General features: G+C 35.0%; 18 protein-coding genes. 5 read left to right on the forward strand and 13 right to left on the reverse strand.

Annotated features, from left to right (window positions below; translation table 11 throughout):
• Positions 1 to 3 precede the first annotated feature (3 nt).
• Both argF and K4L44_11140 read right to left on the reverse strand, forming a co-directional pair.
• Positions 4 to 1,005 (reverse strand): ornithine carbamoyltransferase, encoded by a 1,002-nt coding sequence (gene argF / locus K4L44_11135; GenBank protein QZE13143.1) that lies wholly within the window; start codon positions 1,003 to 1,005, stop codon positions 4 to 6.
• Positions 1,006 to 1,025: 20 nt separating this feature from the next.
• Positions 1,026 to 1,994, reverse strand: coding sequence for a carbamate kinase (locus tag K4L44_11140; protein QZE13144.1), 969 nt, complete (start codon positions 1,992 to 1,994; stop codon positions 1,026 to 1,028).
• A 264-nt stretch (positions 1,995 to 2,258) separates the two neighbouring features.
• Between K4L44_11140 and K4L44_11145 the strand changes: the two genes are divergently transcribed.
• Together K4L44_11145 and K4L44_11150 are read left to right on the forward strand one after the other, a co-directional pair.
• Positions 2,259 to 4,769: a DNA translocase FtsK gene (locus tag K4L44_11145; GenBank protein ID QZE13145.1), complete on the forward strand. Its 2,511-nt coding sequence runs from the start codon at positions 2,259 to 2,261 to the stop codon at positions 4,767 to 4,769.
• A gap of 42 nt (positions 4,770 to 4,811) precedes the next feature.
• A complete protein-coding gene (locus K4L44_11150; protein QZE13146.1) occupies positions 4,812 to 5,444 on the forward strand; it encodes an outer membrane lipoprotein carrier protein LolA in 633 nt (210 codons plus the stop codon).
• Positions 5,445 to 5,510: 66 nt separating this feature from the next.
• Here K4L44_11150 and K4L44_11155 read toward each other — a convergent pair whose 3' ends face one another.
• Positions 5,511 to 6,125 (reverse strand): WbqC family protein, encoded by a 615-nt coding sequence (locus tag K4L44_11155; protein ID QZE13147.1) that lies wholly within the window; start codon positions 6,123 to 6,125, stop codon positions 5,511 to 5,513.
• Positions 6,126 to 6,667: 542 nt separating this feature from the next.
• Here K4L44_11155 and K4L44_11160 point away from each other — a divergent pair.
• The gene (locus K4L44_11160) at positions 6,668 to 7,168 is read left to right on the forward strand and encodes a sigma-70 family RNA polymerase sigma factor (protein ID QZE13148.1); all 501 of its coding nucleotides are present in this window, start codon (positions 6,668 to 6,670) and stop codon (positions 7,166 to 7,168) included.
• A gap of 303 nt (positions 7,169 to 7,471) precedes the next feature.
• Here K4L44_11160 and K4L44_11165 read toward each other — a convergent pair whose 3' ends face one another.
• The 3 genes from K4L44_11165 to K4L44_11175 form a co-directional block, all read right to left on the reverse strand.
• Entirely contained in the window at positions 7,472 to 8,047 is a 576-nt protein-coding gene (locus tag K4L44_11165; GenBank protein QZE13149.1) for an FKBP-type peptidyl-prolyl cis-trans isomerase, read from the reverse strand.
• Positions 8,048 to 8,220: 173 nt separating this feature from the next.
• On the reverse strand, positions 8,221 to 8,604 hold the full coding sequence (locus K4L44_11170) for a hypothetical protein (protein ID QZE13150.1): 384 nt from the start codon (positions 8,602 to 8,604) through the stop codon (positions 8,221 to 8,223).
• A gap of 77 nt (positions 8,605 to 8,681) precedes the next feature.
• The gene (locus K4L44_11175; GenBank protein QZE13151.1) at positions 8,682 to 9,314 is read right to left on the reverse strand and encodes a peroxiredoxin; all 633 of its coding nucleotides are present in this window, start codon (positions 9,312 to 9,314) and stop codon (positions 8,682 to 8,684) included.
• A 246-nt stretch (positions 9,315 to 9,560) separates the two neighbouring features.
• On the opposite strand from K4L44_11175, the gene K4L44_11180 reads away from it, so the two are divergent.
• Positions 9,561 to 10,571 (forward strand): YitT family protein, encoded by a 1,011-nt coding sequence (locus tag K4L44_11180; protein ID QZE13152.1) that lies wholly within the window; start codon positions 9,561 to 9,563, stop codon positions 10,569 to 10,571.
• A gap of 160 nt (positions 10,572 to 10,731) precedes the next feature.
• On the opposite strand, the gene K4L44_11185 is transcribed toward K4L44_11180, so the two are convergent.
• From K4L44_11185 to K4L44_11205, 5 genes are all read right to left on the reverse strand, one after another.
• Entirely contained in the window at positions 10,732 to 11,850 is a 1,119-nt protein-coding gene (locus K4L44_11185; GenBank protein QZE13153.1) for a hypothetical protein, read from the reverse strand.
• 104 nt (positions 11,851 to 11,954) lie between these two features.
• On the reverse strand, positions 11,955 to 14,183 hold the full coding sequence (locus K4L44_11190; GenBank protein QZE13154.1) for a patatin-like phospholipase family protein: 2,229 nt from the start codon (positions 14,181 to 14,183) through the stop codon (positions 11,955 to 11,957).
• A 36-nt stretch (positions 14,184 to 14,219) separates the two neighbouring features.
• On the reverse strand, positions 14,220 to 14,795 hold the full coding sequence (gene nadD, locus K4L44_11195) for a nicotinate (nicotinamide) nucleotide adenylyltransferase (protein ID QZE13155.1): 576 nt from the start codon (positions 14,793 to 14,795) through the stop codon (positions 14,220 to 14,222).
• A complete protein-coding gene (gene gmk, locus K4L44_11200; GenBank protein QZE13156.1) occupies positions 14,795 to 15,370 on the reverse strand; it encodes a guanylate kinase in 576 nt (191 codons plus the stop codon). The genes nadD and gmk overlap by 1 nt, the downstream gene beginning before the upstream one ends.
• Positions 15,371 to 15,388: 18 nt before the next feature.
• Complete coding sequence (locus tag K4L44_11205; GenBank protein ID QZE13157.1) at positions 15,389 to 16,264, reverse strand: YicC family protein; 876 nt, start codon at positions 16,262 to 16,264, stop codon at positions 15,389 to 15,391.
• 307 nt (positions 16,265 to 16,571) lie between these two features.
• Here K4L44_11205 and K4L44_11210 point away from each other — a divergent pair, with 307 nt between their 5' ends.
• Positions 16,572 to 17,411: a hypothetical protein gene (locus tag K4L44_11210; protein ID QZE13158.1), complete on the forward strand. Its 840-nt coding sequence runs from the start codon at positions 16,572 to 16,574 to the stop codon at positions 17,409 to 17,411.
• Between the two features lie 35 nt (positions 17,412 to 17,446).
• Here K4L44_11210 and murB read toward each other — a convergent pair whose 3' ends face one another.
• On the reverse strand, positions 17,447 to 18,460 hold the full coding sequence (gene murB / locus K4L44_11215) for a UDP-N-acetylmuramate dehydrogenase (GenBank protein ID QZE13159.1): 1,014 nt from the start codon (positions 18,458 to 18,460) through the stop codon (positions 17,447 to 17,449).
• 66 nt (positions 18,461 to 18,526) lie between these two features.
• Positions 18,527 to 20,467, reverse strand: a complete 1,941-nt coding sequence (gyrB, locus tag K4L44_11220) for a DNA topoisomerase (ATP-hydrolyzing) subunit B (protein ID QZE15996.1) — start codon at positions 20,465 to 20,467, stop codon at positions 18,527 to 18,529.
• Positions 20,468 to 20,580 lie beyond the last annotated feature (113 nt).

Below are 20,580 nucleotides of genomic sequence, written 5' to 3' on the forward strand. Positions count from 1 at the left end.
TTATTACAAACCTAACGTTGCAACCATCACTGCCTTGATGGTATGCATACGATTTTCTGCTTCGTCGAACACGATAGAAGCATCACTTTCAAACACTTCATCAGTAACTTCCATTGCTGTAAGACCAAACTTTTTATTAATATCTTGACCTACTTGTGTCTCGTTGTTATGGAACGAAGGCAGACAATGTAAGAACTTAACATCCTCGTTTCCTGTCATCACCATCACCTCTTTGTTTACCTGATAAGGTTTCAATAGTTCAATTCTTTCTGCCCATACTTCATCAGGCTCACCCATAGAAACCCATACATCAGTATAGATAAAATCACAATCTTTCACTGCTTCAGCTACCGAATCTGTAATGGTAATTTTAGCCCCTGTTTTCGAAGCAATCTCTTGACAGCGATCTTGTAACTTCTGCTTAGGCTGACATTGAACTGGAGCTGCGGCTCTAAAGTCCATACCTAGTTTTGCAGCCCCAACCATTAGAGAGTTGCCCATGTTGTTACGAGCATCTCCAAGATATGCAAACTTAACATCCTTAAGGTCTTTAGAGGTATGCTCCATCATAGTTAAGAAGTCAGCCAATATTTGTGTTGGGTGAAACTCATTGGTAAGACCGTTCCAAACAGGCACACCTGCAAACTCAGCAAGCTCATTTACAATTTGTTGTCCATAGCCACGATACTCAATACCATCATACATACGGCCTAAAACACGAGCAGTGTCTTTCATCGACTCTTTGACACCAATTTGAGATCCAGAAGGGCCTAAATAGGTAACTTGAGCTCCTTGATCATATGCAGCAACTTCGAAAGCACAGCGTGTACGAGTAGAGGACTTTTCAAAGATTAGTGCAATATTTTTACCTTTCATGGTAGGCTGCTCATATCCACCAATTTTGGCACGCTTAAGATCTGCAGCTAAATCGAGCAGATATTTAATCTCCTTTGGAGAGTAGTCAAGGAGAGTTAAGAAGCTTCTGTTTTTTAGATTAAATGCCATAATATTAAAGTTTATCGGTTTTATGCTTGATTTGCTTCTTCATAGTGAAGCGTGATTTTAGTTCCATAGCTCTTGTCTTGCAATTTCGTTGCTTCGGTAATAATGGCTTTCTCACCACCATTTTTCACAAAATCAAGACAAGCATTTACTTTCGGTTGCATAGTACCTTCACCAAAAGCTCCTTGATGGCCATATTCTACGGCATCGTTATAATCAAGAAACTCCAGAACCTTTTGGTTCTCTGTACCATAACTTGAATATAAATATGGAACATCAGTTAAGATATAGAATTCATCGGCATGAACACTAGCTGCAAGAACAGAAGATGCCATGTCTTTATCAATCACACCTTCTACAGGTACTAGATTGTTTATTTGATCATAGTAAACAGGAATACCTCCCCCACCACTGGCAATAACAATAACTCCTCTATCACAAAGCTCTTTAATCCAATCGGAATTCATTACTGAGATAGGAGTCGGAGATGGAACAACTCTTCTATAAGATCCCTCTTTCTTAGACGAAGATTTGAATTGCCATCCGTTCTTCGACTCAAGATCATCTTTTTGCTCTTGATTGTATGTTGGTCCTACTCGTTTGGTCCAATTTGTAAATGCTGGATCATCAGGGTCTACCTCTACCATTGACGACATCGTTATGACTTCGCGTTGAATATGATATTTTTTCAACATATTACGAAGATTTCGTTCAATGGTATATCCAATTCCTCCTTGGGAATCAGCAACACACACATCTAAAGGCATCGATGGAATGCCATACTCCTTCGTACCTGCTTCGTTTCTAAGAAGGATATTTCCAACTTGTGGCCCATTGCCGTGCGTGATGATTAGGTTATAATTCTGTTTTAATAAAAATACAATATTTTCTAGAGTATCCATTGTATTTTTATTCTGCTGATCCATATTCCCCTCTTGGTTTGAACGCAAAAGAGCGTTACCACCAAGGGCTATCACTGCAAGTTTTGTCATAATTACAAATATTTAAGGAATCATTGGTAACAATTAATAGAACTAAAATAAAGCATTTAGCATCTATTAACCAATGACTTGACTACTGCTAAAGAACATTGTTCTAACGAATAAAAGTCATATTATTTCCGAATTGTTTCACATAAATAGACAGATAGGTCACTTTTTAAGAGAAATTCTTCTTTAACTATAAAACTAGTACCATACAAAAGATTAAATTTGTAATAACGAATAACATTTTTCATCATATTTTTTGAATAAGGAATGACGAATAAAAAAAGTAATAAAATAGGTAATATATTTTCTAGACTTAAGAACCTAAAACCTGGAGGTAGAGTAAAGCTAATCTTAGCACTTCTCTGTTTTGCATTTGCACTTTATCTTTTAATCTCTTTAGTTCTGTTCTTTATACTTGGAAAATCAGATCAAAGTGCACTACATGTTACAGTCCAAAATATTTTATCAGATCCAACCAATTCAATTCACAATATTGGAGGGAAATCGGGGATCTATCTAGGGGACTTCCTAATTAATAGATACCTTGGAATAGCTTCGTTTGGTTTTGTTTACTTTTTTGTTTTACTAGGTTTTTTAGCTCTTGGAGGAAAGAAACGTTTTCTTATTCGTACCATTAAGCTATTCGTTGTCATGATGTGGACAAGTGTAACACTCGGTTACCTTTTTGTCTCCTTCTACGAGAACTCAAACTTCTTTCCAGGAGGAGCATATGGATTATACTATAGCCAATGGCTAAATACTGCTGTAGGTAAATTAGGAACATTTTTGATTCTTACCCTATCCGCAATTATCTATATGATCTATGAGTTTGAGAAGTTCCCGGATCATTTAAAAGGATTTATGGAGAAATCAATAGATTTTGTATCCTTTGGGAATAAGAAGGTGATTGATTTCTTTAAATCTCTTAGCTTTAAGAAGAAGATTAAAACCGATCTAGCAAATGTGGTTTCCAATAATGAAGCAACATTGGCAGAAGAGCATGATAATACAGAAAACAATTTTGTAGAGAAGGAAGAGGTCACTCAAGAAATGATCAAAGAGCAAGAGCACTCCTTTCCTGTCAGCCAAAACGAGCCTATTCCAATTGAATCAAGCCTAAGAGAGTCAGAAATATCCATTCCTGATATAAGTAGTGCAAATGATCTTGTCTCGCCAACTCCTTCACCAGGCGAGGTGGTTCAACCAAAATTAAATTTAGAGGTAGCAGAGGTGGTTCACGAAGAACAGGTTCAGACACTCGAACGCGATGAACTAGAGGATTACGATCCTACATTGGAACTCTCTTCGTATAAATTCCCTGGATTAGATCTTCTTCGTCAATTTGATACGCAGTCGAACATCGTTACAAACGAAGAGCTACAAGAGAATAAGGAGAGGATTGTAGAGACACTACGTAACTACAATATCGAGATACGTAGTATAAAAGCAACGACAGGTCCAACCATTACGCTATATGAAATCATTCCTGCTCCAGGGGTTCGTATAAATAAGATCAAAAATCTCGAAAATGATATTGCCCTTAGCCTTGCCGCATTGGGAATTAGAATTATAGCTCCCATTCCTGGAAAAGGGACAATTGGTATTGAGGTTCCGAACCAAAAAGCAAAGATAGTCTCAATGAGGGAGATTATTGGATCGAAGAAATTCTCTGAATCTGATTATGAGCTGCCAATAGCATTTGGGAAAACAATTTCAAATGAGGTCTACATGGTGGATCTGGTAAAGATGCCTCACATTCTTGTTGCAGGAGCTACTGGTCAAGGTAAATCCGTTGGACTTAATGCGATGATTACATCACTTCTTTATAAAAAACATCCATCTCAATTGAAATTTGTTTTTGTCGATCCTAAAAAAGTCGAATTGAGTCTTTATTCAGTGATTGAGAACCATTTCCTTGCGAAGATGGAGGATGAAGAGGAGCCAATTATTACGGATGTCCAAAAGGTAAAAAACACCTTGAATTCAGTATGTATTGAGATGGACAATCGTTACGATCTTTTGAAAAATGCACATGCCAGAAATATAAAAGAGTACAATAAGAAGTTTATTGAGAGAAAGTTGAACCCAGAAAAAGGACATCAATTCCTCCCTTATATTGTCGTGATTGTAGATGAATTTGCAGATCTTATCATGACTGCAGGGAAAGAGATTGAATCCCCAATTGCACGTATTGCACAATTAGCTCGTGCAGTAGGTATCCATATGATCATTGCCACACAAAGACCATCGGCGAATATTATCACTGGCCCTATTAAGGCAAACTTCCCAGCACGTGTTGCATTTAAAGTGGCTTCCATGATTGATAGTCGAACAATTCTTGATTCTCCTGGAGCAAACCAATTGATTGGTAAAGGAGATATGCTAATTCAAACAGGTAGTGAGATGACCCGAGTTCAATGTGCATTTATTGACACTCCTGAGGTAGAAGAGTTGGTTGAATTTATCGGACAACAACGTAGCTATCCAACTGCATTCCTTCTTCCAGAATATAAAGATGAATCGTCTCAAATGAGTGACGATGCAGACTTAGAAAATAGAGATGAACTTTTTGAGGAAGCAGCCCGTTTAATGGTAATGAATCAAGTTGGTTCGACTTCGGCCATTCAACGTAAGTTCTCTATTGGATATAATCGTGCAGGAAGGATTATGGATCAGTTAGAGTATTCTGGAGTCGTAGGACCTAATGAAGGTTCTAAAGCTCGCAAAGTACTTATTCCGGACGAAACAAACCTTGAAATGTTATTGCAATCTCTCTAAATGTTAACTATATTGTGGCACGATATTTATATTATATAAGACATGAAAAAAGCATTTATAATTCTTTCAATACTTTTAACATCATCTTCCCTTTTTGCACAGACAGATGGTAAGAGTATTATTGATAATTTTACCAAGACGCTAAAATCATATCCATCCATAGAAACAACTTTTGATTTTACTTTAGAGAATAAAGAGGCAGAGATTAGTGATACAAATTCTGGTAAATTGGTTATCAAAAATGAAAAATACAGACTTGACATGCTTGGGATTCAGATCTATTCTGATGGAAAGACTAGCTACTCTTTTATGCCAAGTACCAACGAAGTTAATATTACCAATGTCGGAGCAGGAGAAGAGGGTTCGGTAGATCCTTCTAAAATGTTTAACATGTACGAAGAGGGAATGAAAGTTACCCTTCTCAATACTGTGAACAAAGGGAATTTAAAAGAGTATGAAATTCAATTAGTTCCTGAAGAGCAGGATAATTTTGAGAAAATTATTGTATATATCACCTCTGATAATAGACTAAAGAAAGCGATCACTTATGCGATGGACGGAAATGTTTACACAATCTCTATTGAGAAGATGGTGACAAATAAAACATTTGAAGATACATACTTTAAGTTTGATACTTCTAAATATCCAGAAGTAGATGTGATTGATATGCGATAATCAATCCATTACATATTTTTAATAAAAAGAGGATATTTCATATGAAATATCCTCTTTTTATATGTCCTAAAGATAAAGATAAGATTCTGTACCTTGGTTAAATAGTAGATCTACAATCGACAAATTTGGGACAAACCCCTCTTTAGCAAAAATCATTTGCCTATAAGGCTTTGAAATAAAATGGGGATCATCTAGTGGCTTTTTGGGTGTAATGAATAGTCGCTTATCTTCTACTGCAAGTACTGGATCAATTTGGTTTTTCAATAGATGTACAACCGAAACATCTAATAGGTCTAATACCACCGATTCCAACTCCATATTAAAGTCCCAAAGATACTCATAGTGATTGGTATAAAATGGTTCAAAATAGTCTCTATAATATTCAAAATATGGAGAGTGATTATAAGAAGATAACAGAGCACCCCAATGTTGCTTTTGCCAATCAATACCATAAGAAATCTTCACATCTCTAATGATTGTTTTATTCTTGGCAACGACAGGGATTGTAAGACTCTGTACTCCATTGGCACTTAGAATCTGACATCGATTTCTAAATGTCTGCTTTTGATACCTCTCGGTATCATCATAAATCGTATTTCCATGTTTCATTCGATAAAAATAATGGTGGATATTGCCAAGATAAGAGATGGCAAGTATGGTATCTAAATTATGATCTGTCATATTATAAGCTTATTATCGCTGCAAAAATAGTGAGAACCAACCACTTTACAAAAAGAGACCAATAAAGGTCCAATATAATTATTTATCCTTTACATATTAATTACACTACTTTTTATGTAACACCAACACAACATCACAAAACCCTGAAAATATGAACTATAGCGTAATATAAAACTTAAACAAAAGGATAATACTATCACCAATATACTCCTAAAAAGTTTTTTATGTACGATACAAATGAAAAATAGAGTTTACTATGCATGTAAAAGTTGACCATCAATAATAACAACTATAGTAGACTAAAAGAACACCTTAAAAATATTTAATCAATTGAGATACAGAGTTATTAAATAAGGCACAAATGGAATAAATACAAATATTTTCAGCCTTGCATCTAACAATCTTTAATATATTATGATTGATTAACATTAAATTATTACCTACAATTGTTAAATTACACAAAAGACCTTTTTATCCTTATTTATTTTTCATATATTTATATAAGTGAAAAACATAAGATATTAACCCAAAACCTCGAGATTATGACAAAACTTCAGTTTCAAAAATCATTGGTCAGTTTAGAAGAGAGACTTTATTTCTATGCGCTGAGTCTTACAACAAACCAAGATGCGGCATCTGATTTGGTACAGGAGACATTTCTTAAAGCATTAAATTATCAGAACAAATTTCGAGAGGATACTAATTTTAAAGCTTGGGTCTATACAATAATGAAAAATACATTCATTAATGATTATAGAAAAAAGCAAAGAAATAAAACGAGTCTTGAGAGTAACACCAATGAATATCTTCTTTCGATTGCTAGTAATCGTGTTTTTGTAGCACCTGATGCACAACAGGAGATTAATGAGATTCATAGAGCAATCGATAAATTGCCAGAAAATATCAAGACTCCATTTATACTTTTTCAGAAAGGGTACAAGTACACAGAAATATGTGATATTTTAGGGCTTCCAATGGGAACTGTAAAAAGTAGAATATTCTTATCACGTAAAAAACTAGAAGAGCAGTTTATTACTAAATAATTCATAGGATATTGATTCCAAAAAACAAAAACCTAAATTGTATTTGATAAGGGTGGCCAATAAATGGCTACCCTTTTTTGTACCCATCTATGTAATATTTTAAAAGATATAAAACAGAGATACAAGATCACAACAAATAAATTTATCTCAAAACCACAACTGGCAACAAAATATTAATACCATTTGACTTATCAGTGTGTTACAAATTAAGACAAAGCCCAAAGAGTCAATCATCAAGACAAAGAAAAAGGGATAAGTCATGAAAACTTATCCCTTTTGAGTGAGATTATAATGATTTATGAATTAGCATCCACAGCCTGATCCACAGCCACCTTCATTATCTCCACAGCCTGACCCACAGCCTTCAGAAGATGAACCACATCCACATCCACCACCAGGATTGTAAACAGCTTCAAGTTCTTCGACAGTAGGCTCCTCAACAGAAACTATTTTACCTACGAAGAAAAGCTCTTCTCCAGCTAGAGGATGGTTGAAATCCATTTTCACCTCTTCATCTTGTACTTCAAGAACTACACCTGTCATGCGACGACCATCAGAAGTCATCATTGGAATCATTTCTCCAACTTTAATACGCTCCTCGTCAAATTTACCTTCTGTTACAAAAACAGATTTAGGAAGATTGATGACAGCTTCTTCGTTAACTTCTCCATAAGCATCTTCTTGAGACAAGTTGATTTTGAACTCTGCACCTTCAGTAAGTCCATCAATCGCTTTCTCAAATGCAGGAAGCATCTGATTTGTACCATAGATGAATTGAAGAGGGTTCTCTAATGTTGCAGACTCGTAAATCTCTGAATCAAATGAATCAATACGTAGATCATAGATTAGAGTAACCTTTTTATCTTTTGCAATACTCATAGTATTTCTCTTTAATGATTTAAAACAATAGGACAAAGAAAGTATAAATAGCTCAAGAAATAAAAGATTTACACCTTTTTATCTTCTATATACACATTTCACAACTAGTCTAAAAATAAAAAAAGTCCTATACCTAAAACTGGATATAGGACTCTTCCTTAAAAAGAATGATATTAGTCAACAACCTCAACAACAACCTCATCACTCTCCCAAAGACCGTGCTTAGTGCAGTATGCATGAGCCATTAACTTCATAGTTGATTTAGTAGGAACTACATAGAAATCAATTTCTGTTTGACCTGCAGCACTTCCTAGTGCACCAGCCATAAATTCAGCTTTCGCTAACATTCTTTCACCATCCCATAGTTGTACCCAAGAGATATAGTGATCAAAATCATCAGGATGAAGATACTCTTCACCAACCTTCACTTTCACTTTATATTTTTCCCCCTTTTTAGCAGGGCCATCAACATGTACAAAAGCAGAGTGACGATCGATATAATCTTTTTTTGCTTCTCTCTCTATTTGAGAAATATCTTCATATCTATTAATCTTCATAACAAGTTATTTTTAAGTTACCACATTTCAATTATCAAAACAATGTAGACAAAATAATGTTCTACATCAAATCAAAATTACTTAGATAAATACTCAGCTACACCCTCTTGAGTTGCTTGCATTGCATCATCTCCCTCTTTCCAGTTTGCTGGACATACTTCACCATACTTCTCAAAATGTTGAAGTGCATCAACCATACGCAAAGCCTCATCTACACTACGTCCTAGAGGAAGGTCGTTAATAACTTGGTGACGTACAACTCCTGCTTTATCGATTAGAAAAAGACCTCTGTAAGCTACTGCAGCACCATTAAAAGATACTTGACCTGTAACATCGTCGATCACCTCTTCCCCAGCAAGAACGCCGTAATTTTTAGCAATAGATTTAGAGACATCAGCTACAATAGGATATGTAACCCCTTGGATACCTCCTTTATTTTTTTCTGTTTGCAACCATGCGAAATGAGAAAATTCTGAATCAATAGAACATCCAACAACTGCTACTCCACGTTTCTCGAACTCTGCAAGTTTGTTTTGAAATGCAATAAGCTCAGTAGGACAAACAAATGTAAAATCTAAAGGATAAAAGAAGAACACCACTTCTTTTTTTCCGACAAATTGGTCCAACGAATACCCTTCAACTATCTGATTTCCATCTACTACTGCTGCTGCGCTAAACTGTGGTGCTTTTTTACCTACTAATACTTGCATAATATATAATTTTTTAATGATTGACTTTTTCGTTTGTTACTAAGACAAATATAGGGTAGAAGAAGGCCTTGAGCCAAAGAATCCTATTCGATATAATTTATAGGCACATCGATAATACTTATAAGTCATACAAAAAGCCAATCAAGCATCTGTAAACGAATAACTAACATAACTGAACAAAGGATTCATTGCAATAATAGCAATGAATAGGTTGATATGATGAAATTTTAAAATATGTGATCAATTATGAATAATATTTGGTTTGCCTCTAATTTACTTTTCTATATTTGCGAAAAACGTACCATTTTTAACCAATTTAAATCAACGAATATGAGTTTTATCCCAAAACAACGTATTTTCTCTAAACAGTGGTTTATAGATTATGGACTCATTGTCCTTGGATGCTTTTTAATGGCTATCGCCTATGATTTTTTCATTACACCGCATAAGATAGCCCCAGGTGGAGTATATGGTATTGCTATTGTAGTTCACCATATAACAAAAGGATTCTTTGATGCATTTCCAGAAGGGCTTCCTGTTGGAGCAACAGGATTGATCTTAAATATTCCTTTAACAATTGCAGGAATTTGGATTTTAGGTCCAAGATTCGGAGTAAAAACGATTTTAGGATTTGCAATATGCTCTATTCTAATCGATGGAGTAACTTGGTTACGTGTAGACGGTGAAGCTCCACTTGTGAATGATGTTCTATTATCCTGCATCTTTGGTGGAGTACTCATAGGGGTTGGACTAGGGCTTATATTCAAAGCGAAGGCAACGTCTGGAGGTTCCGATATTATCGCGATGATAATCCAAAAATATAGTGGATGGTCATTAGGGAAACTGATGATCTTGGTTGACTCGATGATCGTTTTAATTGCATTGGTTGCTTTTGAAGATTGGAAAATTCCTCTTTATAGTTGGCTAGTAATCTACATTACAGGTAAAGCCATTGATGTTACCATGGAAGGGGTTGATTACAATAAAGCTCTTATTATAGTCTCGAAAGAATACGATCAGATTAAAAATCACATTCTCGTTGACCTAGAAAGAGGTGGAACCTTATTACACGGAAAAGGGATGTATAGCGACGAAGAGAAAAAGATTATTTTCACCGTCATTTCAAGAAGAGAGGTTCCTATTCTAGAAGAACATATACAACGTGTAGATCCCGACGCATTTATTACCATAATGAATGCTAGTGAGATTCTTGGTGAAGGATTCCATTCACTAACGCAAAAAGTAACAAAAGATTAATCAAAAAGAGGCTTTCTTATAATGAAGAGAGCCTCTTTTTGTAGATATATATAAACCTTTAATAATTCCTCGATTGGTTAAAAGGTACAGAGGAATAAAAAATATAGGGTTGTCATTTGCAATTGACAACCCTATAATATTATCTTCTTAAAATAAGTGCTTAGATAGTCTCAAATGCACGAATCCATTCTATCTTCATTTGAGAAGGTTTTACAGACTCACTTTTTGCACTAACTAAAGCTGCAATCTCCCATTCAGATTTACCGAAGTTTCCAGAAGTACGAGCAACCTCAATATTGTTAAGATACCAAACAATACTTTTCGATTCTATCTCGACCTTATAAACATGCGTTTTTGTAAAATCAATAGATGATAGCGAAGCAGGTGAGTTACTGTCATTCATTCCAAATCCAACGGTTTTATTACCTGTTCTAAAGATATCAATAATCTGTCCACCGACCTTATCTCTTAGTAACATCGTATTTACAAGATCTCTTTGTGGTTGAAATCTAGCAGCGACTTCAAAAGACCACGTAGCCGATTTAATAGAGGATTTACTCAACATAAAACCAGATACAAAAGGAAACTTACGAGGGATAAAGCCCATCGATGACGACCACACCTTTCCTTCCACCGTTTTCGACAACAAAGAGATTATACAGTTGGATCCATCTGAAACTACTGCACTCTCATCGTATGCTTGGAAATCATCTAGTTGAGAGTAACTTCCACCAGACACTTCACTAAAATCTGGAGACAAAGACCATTTGTCTTGAAGATGTTTTTGCGAAGCAAAAGTTTCATCAATAAAAAGATTGTGTGAATTGAAGAAATTTAATGACTCATCTACCGACAATGATTCATATTTAAGGACTAAATCATTTTCTGATAGTCTACGGTATGTTGTTAGCTCCTCTGAATCTTCTTCATTATCCTTTTTCAATAGATGGGTTAAAGTAGCTTTTAACTCCATATAGTGAACTACTTCAAAAGGCTGGTTGTCAATATTCACCGTGTTTAGTGTGAGAAACTTTTTTATCTTACTTTTCTTTTCAAGCTTTTCAATCTCTTTTTGTAGATCTTTACACTCTTTATTTTCTCTCTGTTTAGTAAGATCACCAAATTGATTTTTAAGTTTAAGATACTCTTGAACCAACTCATGATTTGCTAACGAATCTAAAGAGTACTTTTTTTCTAGAAGATTGCTCCATTCAGTGGTAATCTTCTCGCTCTTTGGGATCATTCCCAATTTATATTTTAATCCGAATAAAAAGCTCATCTTATATTCTTAAATTTAATAATTTGCTATTTATAGATAGTTGTACAATCCTTGCTAAAGTTAAGTAAAAACTATTTAACATAGCATTACAACAGGTTGCTTTTTTAAAACCAATAGCCAATTGAAAAGAAAGCATTGACACGACTACTTTGACTAGAAGAGCCGACACTTAGCTCTACAGGCCCAATGGGGCTATCATAGGAATATTTCAGGCTAGCACCGTAAAGTGGATATTCCACCTCACTAGCCACTGTAGAAACCATAGAATTCGTAAACGATTCCACATTTAATGCAACATTTATTAATGCAGTAATATAGTTGTCTTTAAATATTTTAAATCTAAAATCAGAGCCAAAGATCAAGCCATTTTTAGTCAATATCTGCATATTACGTAAACCATTGAACGGAATTTGATTGGACAGTAACGAAGTACTAGTATCTCCACCTATTGCTGTCATTAAATAGCAAGGCATTTCATCCCAAGTAACAAAGCGTGAGTTGACATAAGGAATCCAAGTAAAGTATTCAGAAAATGAGATGTATTTCTTTACATTAAACTGAAGAATTAAATGATCAGCAAAAGAGTTATCTGAAAATACATCCTTCACCAAAGTCATTAAATTACCATTGACTTCCCAACCATTATTTGCAAAATATGCCCTATCTTTTGAGTCATACTTTAAATAGACAAACATTTTTGAAAAGGTTTCATCGGAGACATCGTCATCAGTCAACGACGAACTTACAACATTAGACACATTATACCAATCTTGTCCAACTCCAAAACCGATCAACATTCTATCGTAAATAATGGAGTGTGCATCCACATTAAATGTGATATACATATAATCTATTTCCCCATTGACTCTTCCATAACTATCATATAAAGGAAGACGTTCATCTTTTACCATAAAATTAGAACCTAGGCCAATATGGTGTCCTCTATCCATATTATATTTTAAACTGAATGAAGATCTATGAGATAAAATTAAATCTGAAGATAGACGCGAACCAAATGTAGACCTACCGAAAACAGTCGTATTAATTAACAGTCCTGCATTGTTCTCTGTATTGTAGTGAGCACCGACATTGAGCCAAGCATTATCTGCCTCATCTACATTTATAGAAAGGATATATCCACCATAACCATCTTCTTTCAACTCATAAGTCACCTGGTTATAATATCCCGTACCATAAATTTGATCGACTCCACGATGAATTTGATTTAGATTTGAAACGACACCAGCATCAATCTGAAGACGTCCTAAAACTTCCCGTTTGTTCACTTTGTCAGCACCATTGACCTCAATACCGGAAATAAAATAGCGATCCTTTCCACGAGGAAGAACCTTTGACAAATTCTTTCTCTCTGCTCTTAGACCTAACGAATCTCTAAACTGAATTAATTTTGGTAATATCTTTCTAGCATAATCCTCACCTATACGTATTAAAGAATCAACAAGCTCTGGTTGGAAATCCATGGCTGCATACTCTTCGATAGGAGGACGTAAATATAGATCACAATCATTCTTATTTAATTCATAAGTGTCCTTGGCCATCCATGTTGTAGCATTATCAAGGATTGAATATACACTCTTAATCTCGTCCCTTTTTAATAAACGAGCCTGTATATCCACACCAATAATTACATCTGCCCCCATGTCTCGACAAACATCTACAGGGAAATTATTAACCATCAACCCATCAAGTAGCATATGATCATTCCAATCAACAGGTGTAAATACCCCTGGAATAGCCATACTTGCACGAATGGCATTCTTTAGATTCCCATGAGAGATCACAACTTCTTCTCCAGTTAAAATATCAGAGGCAACACATCTAAAAGGAATAGGCAACTGGTCAAAATCAATATCTCCCTCATATTTAAAACATAGGTCAGAGAAAAACTTTAATACATTTTGTCCATCGAGAATCCCTTTGGGTAGTTCTAGCCCCTTTTTAGAGATAGGTATAGAGAAGTAATAACGTGAATCCTCCTCTTTAACAAAGATTGGGAAATGCTCTCTATTCACGTGATCATTCATTAAGCTTAACCAATCGGCAGTACGTACGATACTATCAAGTGCAGTAGCATTATATCCCATTGCATAGGCACCACCAATGATTGCACCAATACTAGTTCCTGCAATATAATCTATCGGAATATCATTCTCTTCTAAAACCTTTAGTACACCTATTTCAGCAAAACCTTTGGCTCCACCACCGCTAAGAACGAGTCCAACTTTAGGCCTCTTCTCCGTTTTCTGAGAATAAACAGACCAGGGGATTAATACCGAACATAAGATAAAAACAAGTAAGAAGTGTCGAATCATTGCGTTATAAGGTTTAGAAACAATTACAGGCAAAAACTATATTTTAATATAAGATACAATTTTTTGTTCAATACAAGAAGGTACCAAATCCTTTATTTGTTCACCGTTCTCTATCTTTTTTCTAATTATTGTCGAAGAGATATCAATGGTAGAAACATTTAACCAATGTATTCCTTTATTTTTCATGAACGTTGTTGAACCCTGAATATCAGTCTCTCTTGGGAAAATATATAGAGTAAACTCTCGAAGAAGGTTCTCTGCATTATACCAAGTATTAAAGTTATGAAAATTATCCCCTCCTACAAGAAGAGAAAAGGTGTTCTCAGTATATGATTCTTGTAGTGCCTTAAGTGTGTTGTAGGTGTATAATGGAAAAGAAAGAGTCTCCTCTATCTCTGTAATAAATACATTCGGACAATCTCGATAAACCTCTCTTACTAAAAGTTTACGAAAGTCTAAAGGCCATAAGTCGGAAGAGCTTTTGTGTGGATTAAGAGGTGTAACAGATATCCATACCTGATCCACCTCTTTTCTCTCTATAAGCTCCTTAACCAAAGAAAAATGTCCATTATGAAATGGACTAAAACTTCCTGAAAAAAGAACTATATGCATTAATTACTTTTATTTATAAATTTATCGACCACACTTTCCGCTTCTTCAAAAGCCTTGTCAATCTGATCGTTTATAAGAACGTAATCAAATTTGGTTTCAAAAGAAAGCTCATATTCGGCCTTTTCAATTCTCTTTTGTATTACCTCTTTAGAATCTGTAGACCTTGCATGTAATCGGTTTTCTAATTCCTCGACACTAGGAGGTTTTACAAAGATGGATAATGCAGAATCACCATAATAATTCTTAATATTCACCCCGCCAACGACATCCACATCAAAGAGAACATGATTACCTTTCTCCCTTATTCTCTCTACTTCTTCAAGTAAAGTACCATAGAAAGTTCCTTCATAAACCTCTTCCCACTCCAAGAAAGCACCTTCGTCAATTTTTTGTCTAAAAGTATCAGTAGAGAGGAAATAATAATCTGCACCATCTTCTTCTGTATGTCGTGGAGAACGACTAGTAGCAGAAACAGAAAATTCTAATGAGCTCTTCTTTGATAATAAATGTCTAACAATTGTAGTCTTACCTGACCCTGACGGGGCAGAAAAAATAAATAATTTTCCTTTCTTCATCAACACGATTATTTATTATTAAAGCACATTCAATACTTGTTCCTTAATCTTCTCTAAAGAATCCTTCATCATAATCACTTGCTTCTGTATTTCAGCATGATTTGCTTTGGAACCTAAAGTGTTTATTTCACGACCCATTTCCTGAGAAATAAAACCTAACTTCTTGCCAATAGCACCAGAAACCTTTAAAGTTTTAGTAAAGTATTCACAATGGTTTATCAGTCGCACCTTCTCTTCGTTAATATCAAATTTCTCTATATAATAGATCATCTCCTGCTCGAAACGATTACTATCAAATTTATCGACTTTAGTTAGCTCTTCAATGTGATCCATTAAACGAGAACGAACAGTCTGAACTCTCTCTGTTTCAAATTTTTCTACTTCAGGAAGAAGATTCTCAATCAACGATAAGTTCTCTCTTATATCTTTATCAAGAGCCACGCCTTCTTGTTGACGGAATAAGATAATCTCTTCTAAAGCGACATGAATAAGTTTTACAATCTCTTTCCATTCCGCATCATTTAACTCCTGGTATTCTGTTTTTAAAGCATCAGGAAGTTGAATAATCGAGTTGATTACACTCGCATCTAATGGCACTTCCATCTCCTCAGATAGTTGAGTTAACTGCTTATAATAACTCTTCAGTACAGGCCCATTGATATGAGTAGAAGATTCCTCTCCTAGATTTTCATAAAAAAGGTTGAATTCAACTTTCCCACGAACTAATTTTTCAGAAATTAACTTACGAACCTCGATATCTTTTGCCTTATAAAGACTTGGAATTCGAGCATTAATATCCATTTGTTTACTATTTAAAGACTTTATTTCAATGGTTATCTTCCTAGCCCTAATCTCTTTTTCGGCTTTACCATAGCCTGTCATTGAATGAATCATAATAAATTACTTTTGAACACAAAATTAATCAAATAGTTAGACTGCAACCACTTTTCACAAAAGAAAAAAAAGTCATAAATAATCATCTCATCAAATTATTTTTATTGCGAAAACAATTTCATAATATAACAAAATACACCATCTAAAGTTTTTTATCGTAATCAACTACACCTTTTTACGATATTCTGTAAGCTGTAGGAAATATATTAAATTGAGTATTTTGAAATAAATTTTTGTTATAACCTTTTTTTTAAGAAATTTAGCCCCTCAATTAATTATAGAACACGAAATATTTTGAATATCAGAAATGGGAAGCCTTTTAGAACTTATTAAACAAAGAAGATCAACTAGGACCTTTGAAAATACTCCTATGTTGGGGAAACTTTGTCACGATGTGCACCAAATAGTTCATAAAGACAATATTGGTCCGTTTAAAACGCCAATTTCTATTAAGTTCATCGATAGACAAGAGTATATCAAACAAAATAGAAATATGGGGACTTATGGTCTTGTTAAAGGAATAAGGAACTGTATAGTTGGAATCTTAGATGAAAGAAGTTCTAAAGGAATGATCGATTATGGATATATTATTCAAAAGAAAATTATTCAATTTATACAGTTGGATCTTGGAACATGCTGGATGGGAGGTTCTTTCAATCGTTCAGAATTTAAAGAGGCCTTGAATATATCAGATTCGAAATTTATTCCTGCAATTATCCCAATTGGAAAAACACATTCCAAATCACTTCTTGAAAGAGCACTTTGCTCATTAGTGAGATCAAAAACTAGAAAACCTTTTGATTCTCTCTTCTTCAAGAATAATATGGATACACCAATTACAGATATTCAAGCTCACGACTTATATATACCTCTTGAAATGGTTCGATGGGCACCTTCTGTTGATAATTCTCAGCCTTGGAGAATAATTCTTAAAGACAATTGTGCTCACTTCTTTATGAAAAAGATACAACCTTTAGAGTCCTCAATTGTACATATTGATCTAAATATGATAGATATGGGAATTGCAATGTCTCACTTTGAAATGGGATGTAATGAAGTTCATAGGTTCGGCAATTGGAAAGAACAAGATCCCAACTTCGATTTGGATCCAAAATACAAATACATCATTAGTTGGAATTTTTTTTAGATAATAAAGGCAGAGAAAATACTCTGCCTTTATTATTAAACGTATATTACTTCTGGTTCAAGAGTTACCCCAAACGAGTCGTAAACATCTCGAATTATCTTTTTTGCCAAAGAGACAATCTCACTGCCCCTGGCATTACCAAAATTAACCAATACAAGAGACTGTTTCTCATGAACTCCTACCGCTCCATCACGATAACCTTTCCATCCACAATACTCAATTAACCAACCTGCTGCAAGTTTCACAGTATTATTAGGTAAGTCATAAGTTACTAGATCTGGAAAATTTGCTTGAAGCTTATGTGCGAACTCTAAAGCTACAATAGGATTTTTAAAGAAACTTCCACCATTCCCTATATCTTTAGGATCAGGTAATTTACTCTCTCTAATATCTATTACTTTCTGCCTAATTTCTTGAATAGAAACACCTAAATGAAGCTCTTTTAACGCACCATAATTTAACTTTAAAAGATGGTCTTGAAGTGTGAGTTTAAAACGAACACTTAATACTATTATCTTCGATTTAAGATCATTTTTGAATATAGAGTCACGATAACCAAAGTGACACGATTCGTTAGATAATGTTTGTATACTTTCAGTCTCAAGATTCCATAGAGTCACTGACTCTATGGAGTCCTTAGCTTCGACTCCATATGCACCTATATTTTGAACTGGTGCAGCTCCAACAACTCCAGGTATTAAAGATAAATTCTCAACACCTCCCCATCCATGCTGTACACAATAACCAACAAATTCATCCCAATCAACTCCTGCACCTGCTTCAACATATACATGTTGTAAATCTTTCTCTACAACACGAATATGCTGTATCGAGGGGTGCAAAATCAATCCTTTAAAATCATCGGTAAACAATAAATTACTTCCTCCTCCTACAACAAAAAAAGGGAGGTCAGAATATTGTTCTTTTAATAGAGTGTTGACCTCTTCCACATCATCTAATTCATCAAATGAGAGAAAGAATTTTGTTTTTGCATCAATACCAAAGGTGTTGATTTCTCTCACTGAGAAGTCCTCTTTTACTATTATCATAAAAAGCGGAGTCTAGTAAACTTTAATAAAAAAAACCGCTCTAAGTTAAGAACGGTTCAATATATTTTAAACATCGATATTTGCATAAACAGCATTCTCTTCGATAAAATTACGTCTAGGAGCAACTTCATCTCCCATCAGCATCGAAAAAGTATGATCGGCTTCTGCCGCACTATCAATCGTAACTTGTCTTAACATACGTTGTTCTGGATCCATCGTTGTATGCCATAATTGTTCTGCATTCATTTCACCAAGACCCTTATATCGCTGAACGTGTACGGAGCTCTCATTTCCATGCCCCCATTCTTGGACCAATCGATCTTTCTGAGGGTCTGTCCAACAATACTCTTGTTTCGAACCTTTTCTCACTAAATAAAGAGGTGGTGTGGCAATATATAGATACCCATTTTTTATTAACTCCTGCATATAGCGGAAGAAGAATGTCATAATAAGTGTTGCAATATGAGAACCATCCACGTCGGCATCGGTCATGATTACAATCTTATGATATCTTAGTTTGGAGATATCCAATTCCTTCTCATCATCTACTGTCCCTACACGAACACCAAGAGCGGTATAAATATTACGGATCTCCTCACTTTCAAAAACCTTATGAGTCATCGCTTTCTCCACATTCAAGATCTTTCCTCGTAAAGGTAAGATGGCCTGAAATTTACGATCTCTACCCTGTTTTGCAGTACCGCCTGCAGAATCACCCTCGACAAGAAATACCTCACAAGCCTCAGCATCTTTAGAAGAACAGTCGGCCAACTTCCCTGGAAGACCTCCACCAGACAAGACAGTTTTACGTTGAACAAGTTCTCTTGCTTTACGTGCAGCATGACGAGCTTGAGCAGCAAGAATAACCTTATTAACGATCATTTTAGCAGCTTTAGGATTCTCTTCAAGATACAGAGATACCATTTCCGATACCGCTTGATCAACACTTAAGCTTACTTCAGAATTACCTAATTTTGTTTTGGTTTGTCCTTCAAATTGAGGCTCAGCAACCTTAACAGAAACAACTGCAGTTAGCCCTTCTCTGAAATCATCTCCACTGATATCGAACTTCATTTTACTAAGCATTCCACTTTGGTCAGCATAATTTTTTAAAGTACGAGTAAGTCCACGACGGAATCCAGTAAGGTGAGTACCTCCTTCAATTGTATTAATATTATTTACATAAGAATGAATATTCTCTGTAAATGAACTATTATAACACAAAGCAATCTCTACTGGGATATTATTTTTCTCCGTATTTATATGGATTGAGTTTTCAATAATTCGATCTCTATGACCATCCAAGTAGTCAACAAATTCAGCAAGACCTCGATCGGAGAAGAACGTCTCAGATTTAGGAACTCCCTCGTCATCGACCAAACGCATATCAATCAATCGAAGATCTATACCTGCATTCAAGAAAGCTAGCTCTCTCAACCTCGCAGATAACACTTCATATTTATAGACAGAAACAGTAAAGATAGAATTATCTGGCATAAAAGTGATTGTTGTTCCTGTTCTATCTGTTTCGCCAACTATATGAACCTCATTTTGGGGTTTACCACAACAATACTCTTGTTCCCAAACCTTTCCATCACGATAAACCTCAGCTTTTAAGTATGTAGACAATGCATTCACACAAGAAACACCTACCCCATGAAGACCACCAGATACTTTATAAGAATCTTTATCGAATTTACCTCCTGCATGCAATACAGTCATTACAACTTCAAGAGCTGATTTCTTTTCTTTAGAGTGATATTCAGTAGGAATACCACGTCCATTATCCTCAACTGTAATAGAGTTATCTTCATTAATTGTAACAGTGATACTGTCACAATATCCAGCTAAAGCCTCATCAATAGAGTTATCTACAACTTCATATACCAAATGATGAAGACCTTTTACATTTACATCCCCAATATACATTGCAGGACGTTTTCGAACGGCCTCAAGACCTTCTAGAATCTGGATACTATCTGCAGAGTAGCCAGAGACTTCATTCATTTTATCGTAATCTAAATCACTCATATATCTAATATTCTAATATTTTCTAATTAATCTCATTCCCATTTATTTATACAAAGAGGACAAAGGAGAACCTTATACAAATTTATGAA

Source organism: Prolixibacteraceae bacterium (assembly GCA_019720755.1).
In the GTDB taxonomy this organism is placed as follows: Bacteria; Bacteroidota; Bacteroidia; order Bacteroidales; family Prolixibacteraceae; genus Halosquirtibacter; species Halosquirtibacter laminarini.

Coding starts and splice junctions, on each gene's coding strand:
- K4L44_11190 (QZE13154.1), bottom strand. CDS start 14,183: ATGATTCGACACTTCTTACTTGTTTTTATCTTATGTTCGGTATTAATC.
- K4L44_11175 (QZE13151.1), bottom strand. CDS start 9,314: ATGCAAGTATTAGTAGGTAAAAAAGCACCACAGTTTAGCGCAGCAGCA.
- gmk (QZE13156.1), bottom strand. CDS start 15,370: ATGAAGAAAGGAAAATTATTTATTTTTTCTGCCCCGTCAGGGTCAGGT.
- K4L44_11185 (QZE13153.1), bottom strand. CDS start 11,850: ATGAGCTTTTTATTCGGATTAAAATATAAATTGGGAATGATCCCAAAG.
- K4L44_11140 (QZE13144.1), bottom strand. CDS start 1,994: ATGACAAAACTTGCAGTGATAGCCCTTGGTGGTAACGCTCTTTTGCGT.
- argF (QZE13143.1), bottom strand. CDS start 1,005: ATGGCATTTAATCTAAAAAACAGAAGCTTCTTAACTCTCCTTGACTAC.
- K4L44_11180 (QZE13152.1), top strand. CDS start 9,561: ATGAATAATATTTGGTTTGCCTCTAATTTACTTTTCTATATTTGCGAA.
- K4L44_11145 (QZE13145.1), top strand. CDS start 2,259: ATGACGAATAAAAAAAGTAATAAAATAGGTAATATATTTTCTAGACTT.
- K4L44_11210 (QZE13158.1), top strand. CDS start 16,572: ATGGGAAGCCTTTTAGAACTTATTAAACAAAGAAGATCAACTAGGACC.
- K4L44_11150 (QZE13146.1), top strand. CDS start 4,812: ATGAAAAAAGCATTTATAATTCTTTCAATACTTTTAACATCATCTTCC.
- murB (QZE13159.1), bottom strand. CDS start 18,460: ATGATAATAGTAAAAGAGGACTTCTCAGTGAGAGAAATCAACACCTTT.
- K4L44_11160 (QZE13148.1), top strand. CDS start 6,668: ATGACAAAACTTCAGTTTCAAAAATCATTGGTCAGTTTAGAAGAGAGA.
- K4L44_11165 (QZE13149.1), bottom strand. CDS start 8,047: ATGAGTATTGCAAAAGATAAAAAGGTTACTCTAATCTATGATCTACGT.
- K4L44_11170 (QZE13150.1), bottom strand. CDS start 8,604: ATGAAGATTAATAGATATGAAGATATTTCTCAAATAGAGAGAGAAGCA.
- gyrB (QZE15996.1), bottom strand. CDS start 20,467: ATGAATGAAGTCTCTGGCTACTCTGCAGATAGTATCCAGATTCTAGAA.
- K4L44_11205 (QZE13157.1), bottom strand. CDS start 16,264: ATGATTCATTCAATGACAGGCTATGGTAAAGCCGAAAAAGAGATTAGG.
- nadD (QZE13155.1), bottom strand. CDS start 14,795: ATGCATATAGTTCTTTTTTCAGGAAGTTTTAGTCCATTTCATAATGGA.
- K4L44_11155 (QZE13147.1), bottom strand. CDS start 6,125: ATGACAGATCATAATTTAGATACCATACTTGCCATCTCTTATCTTGGC.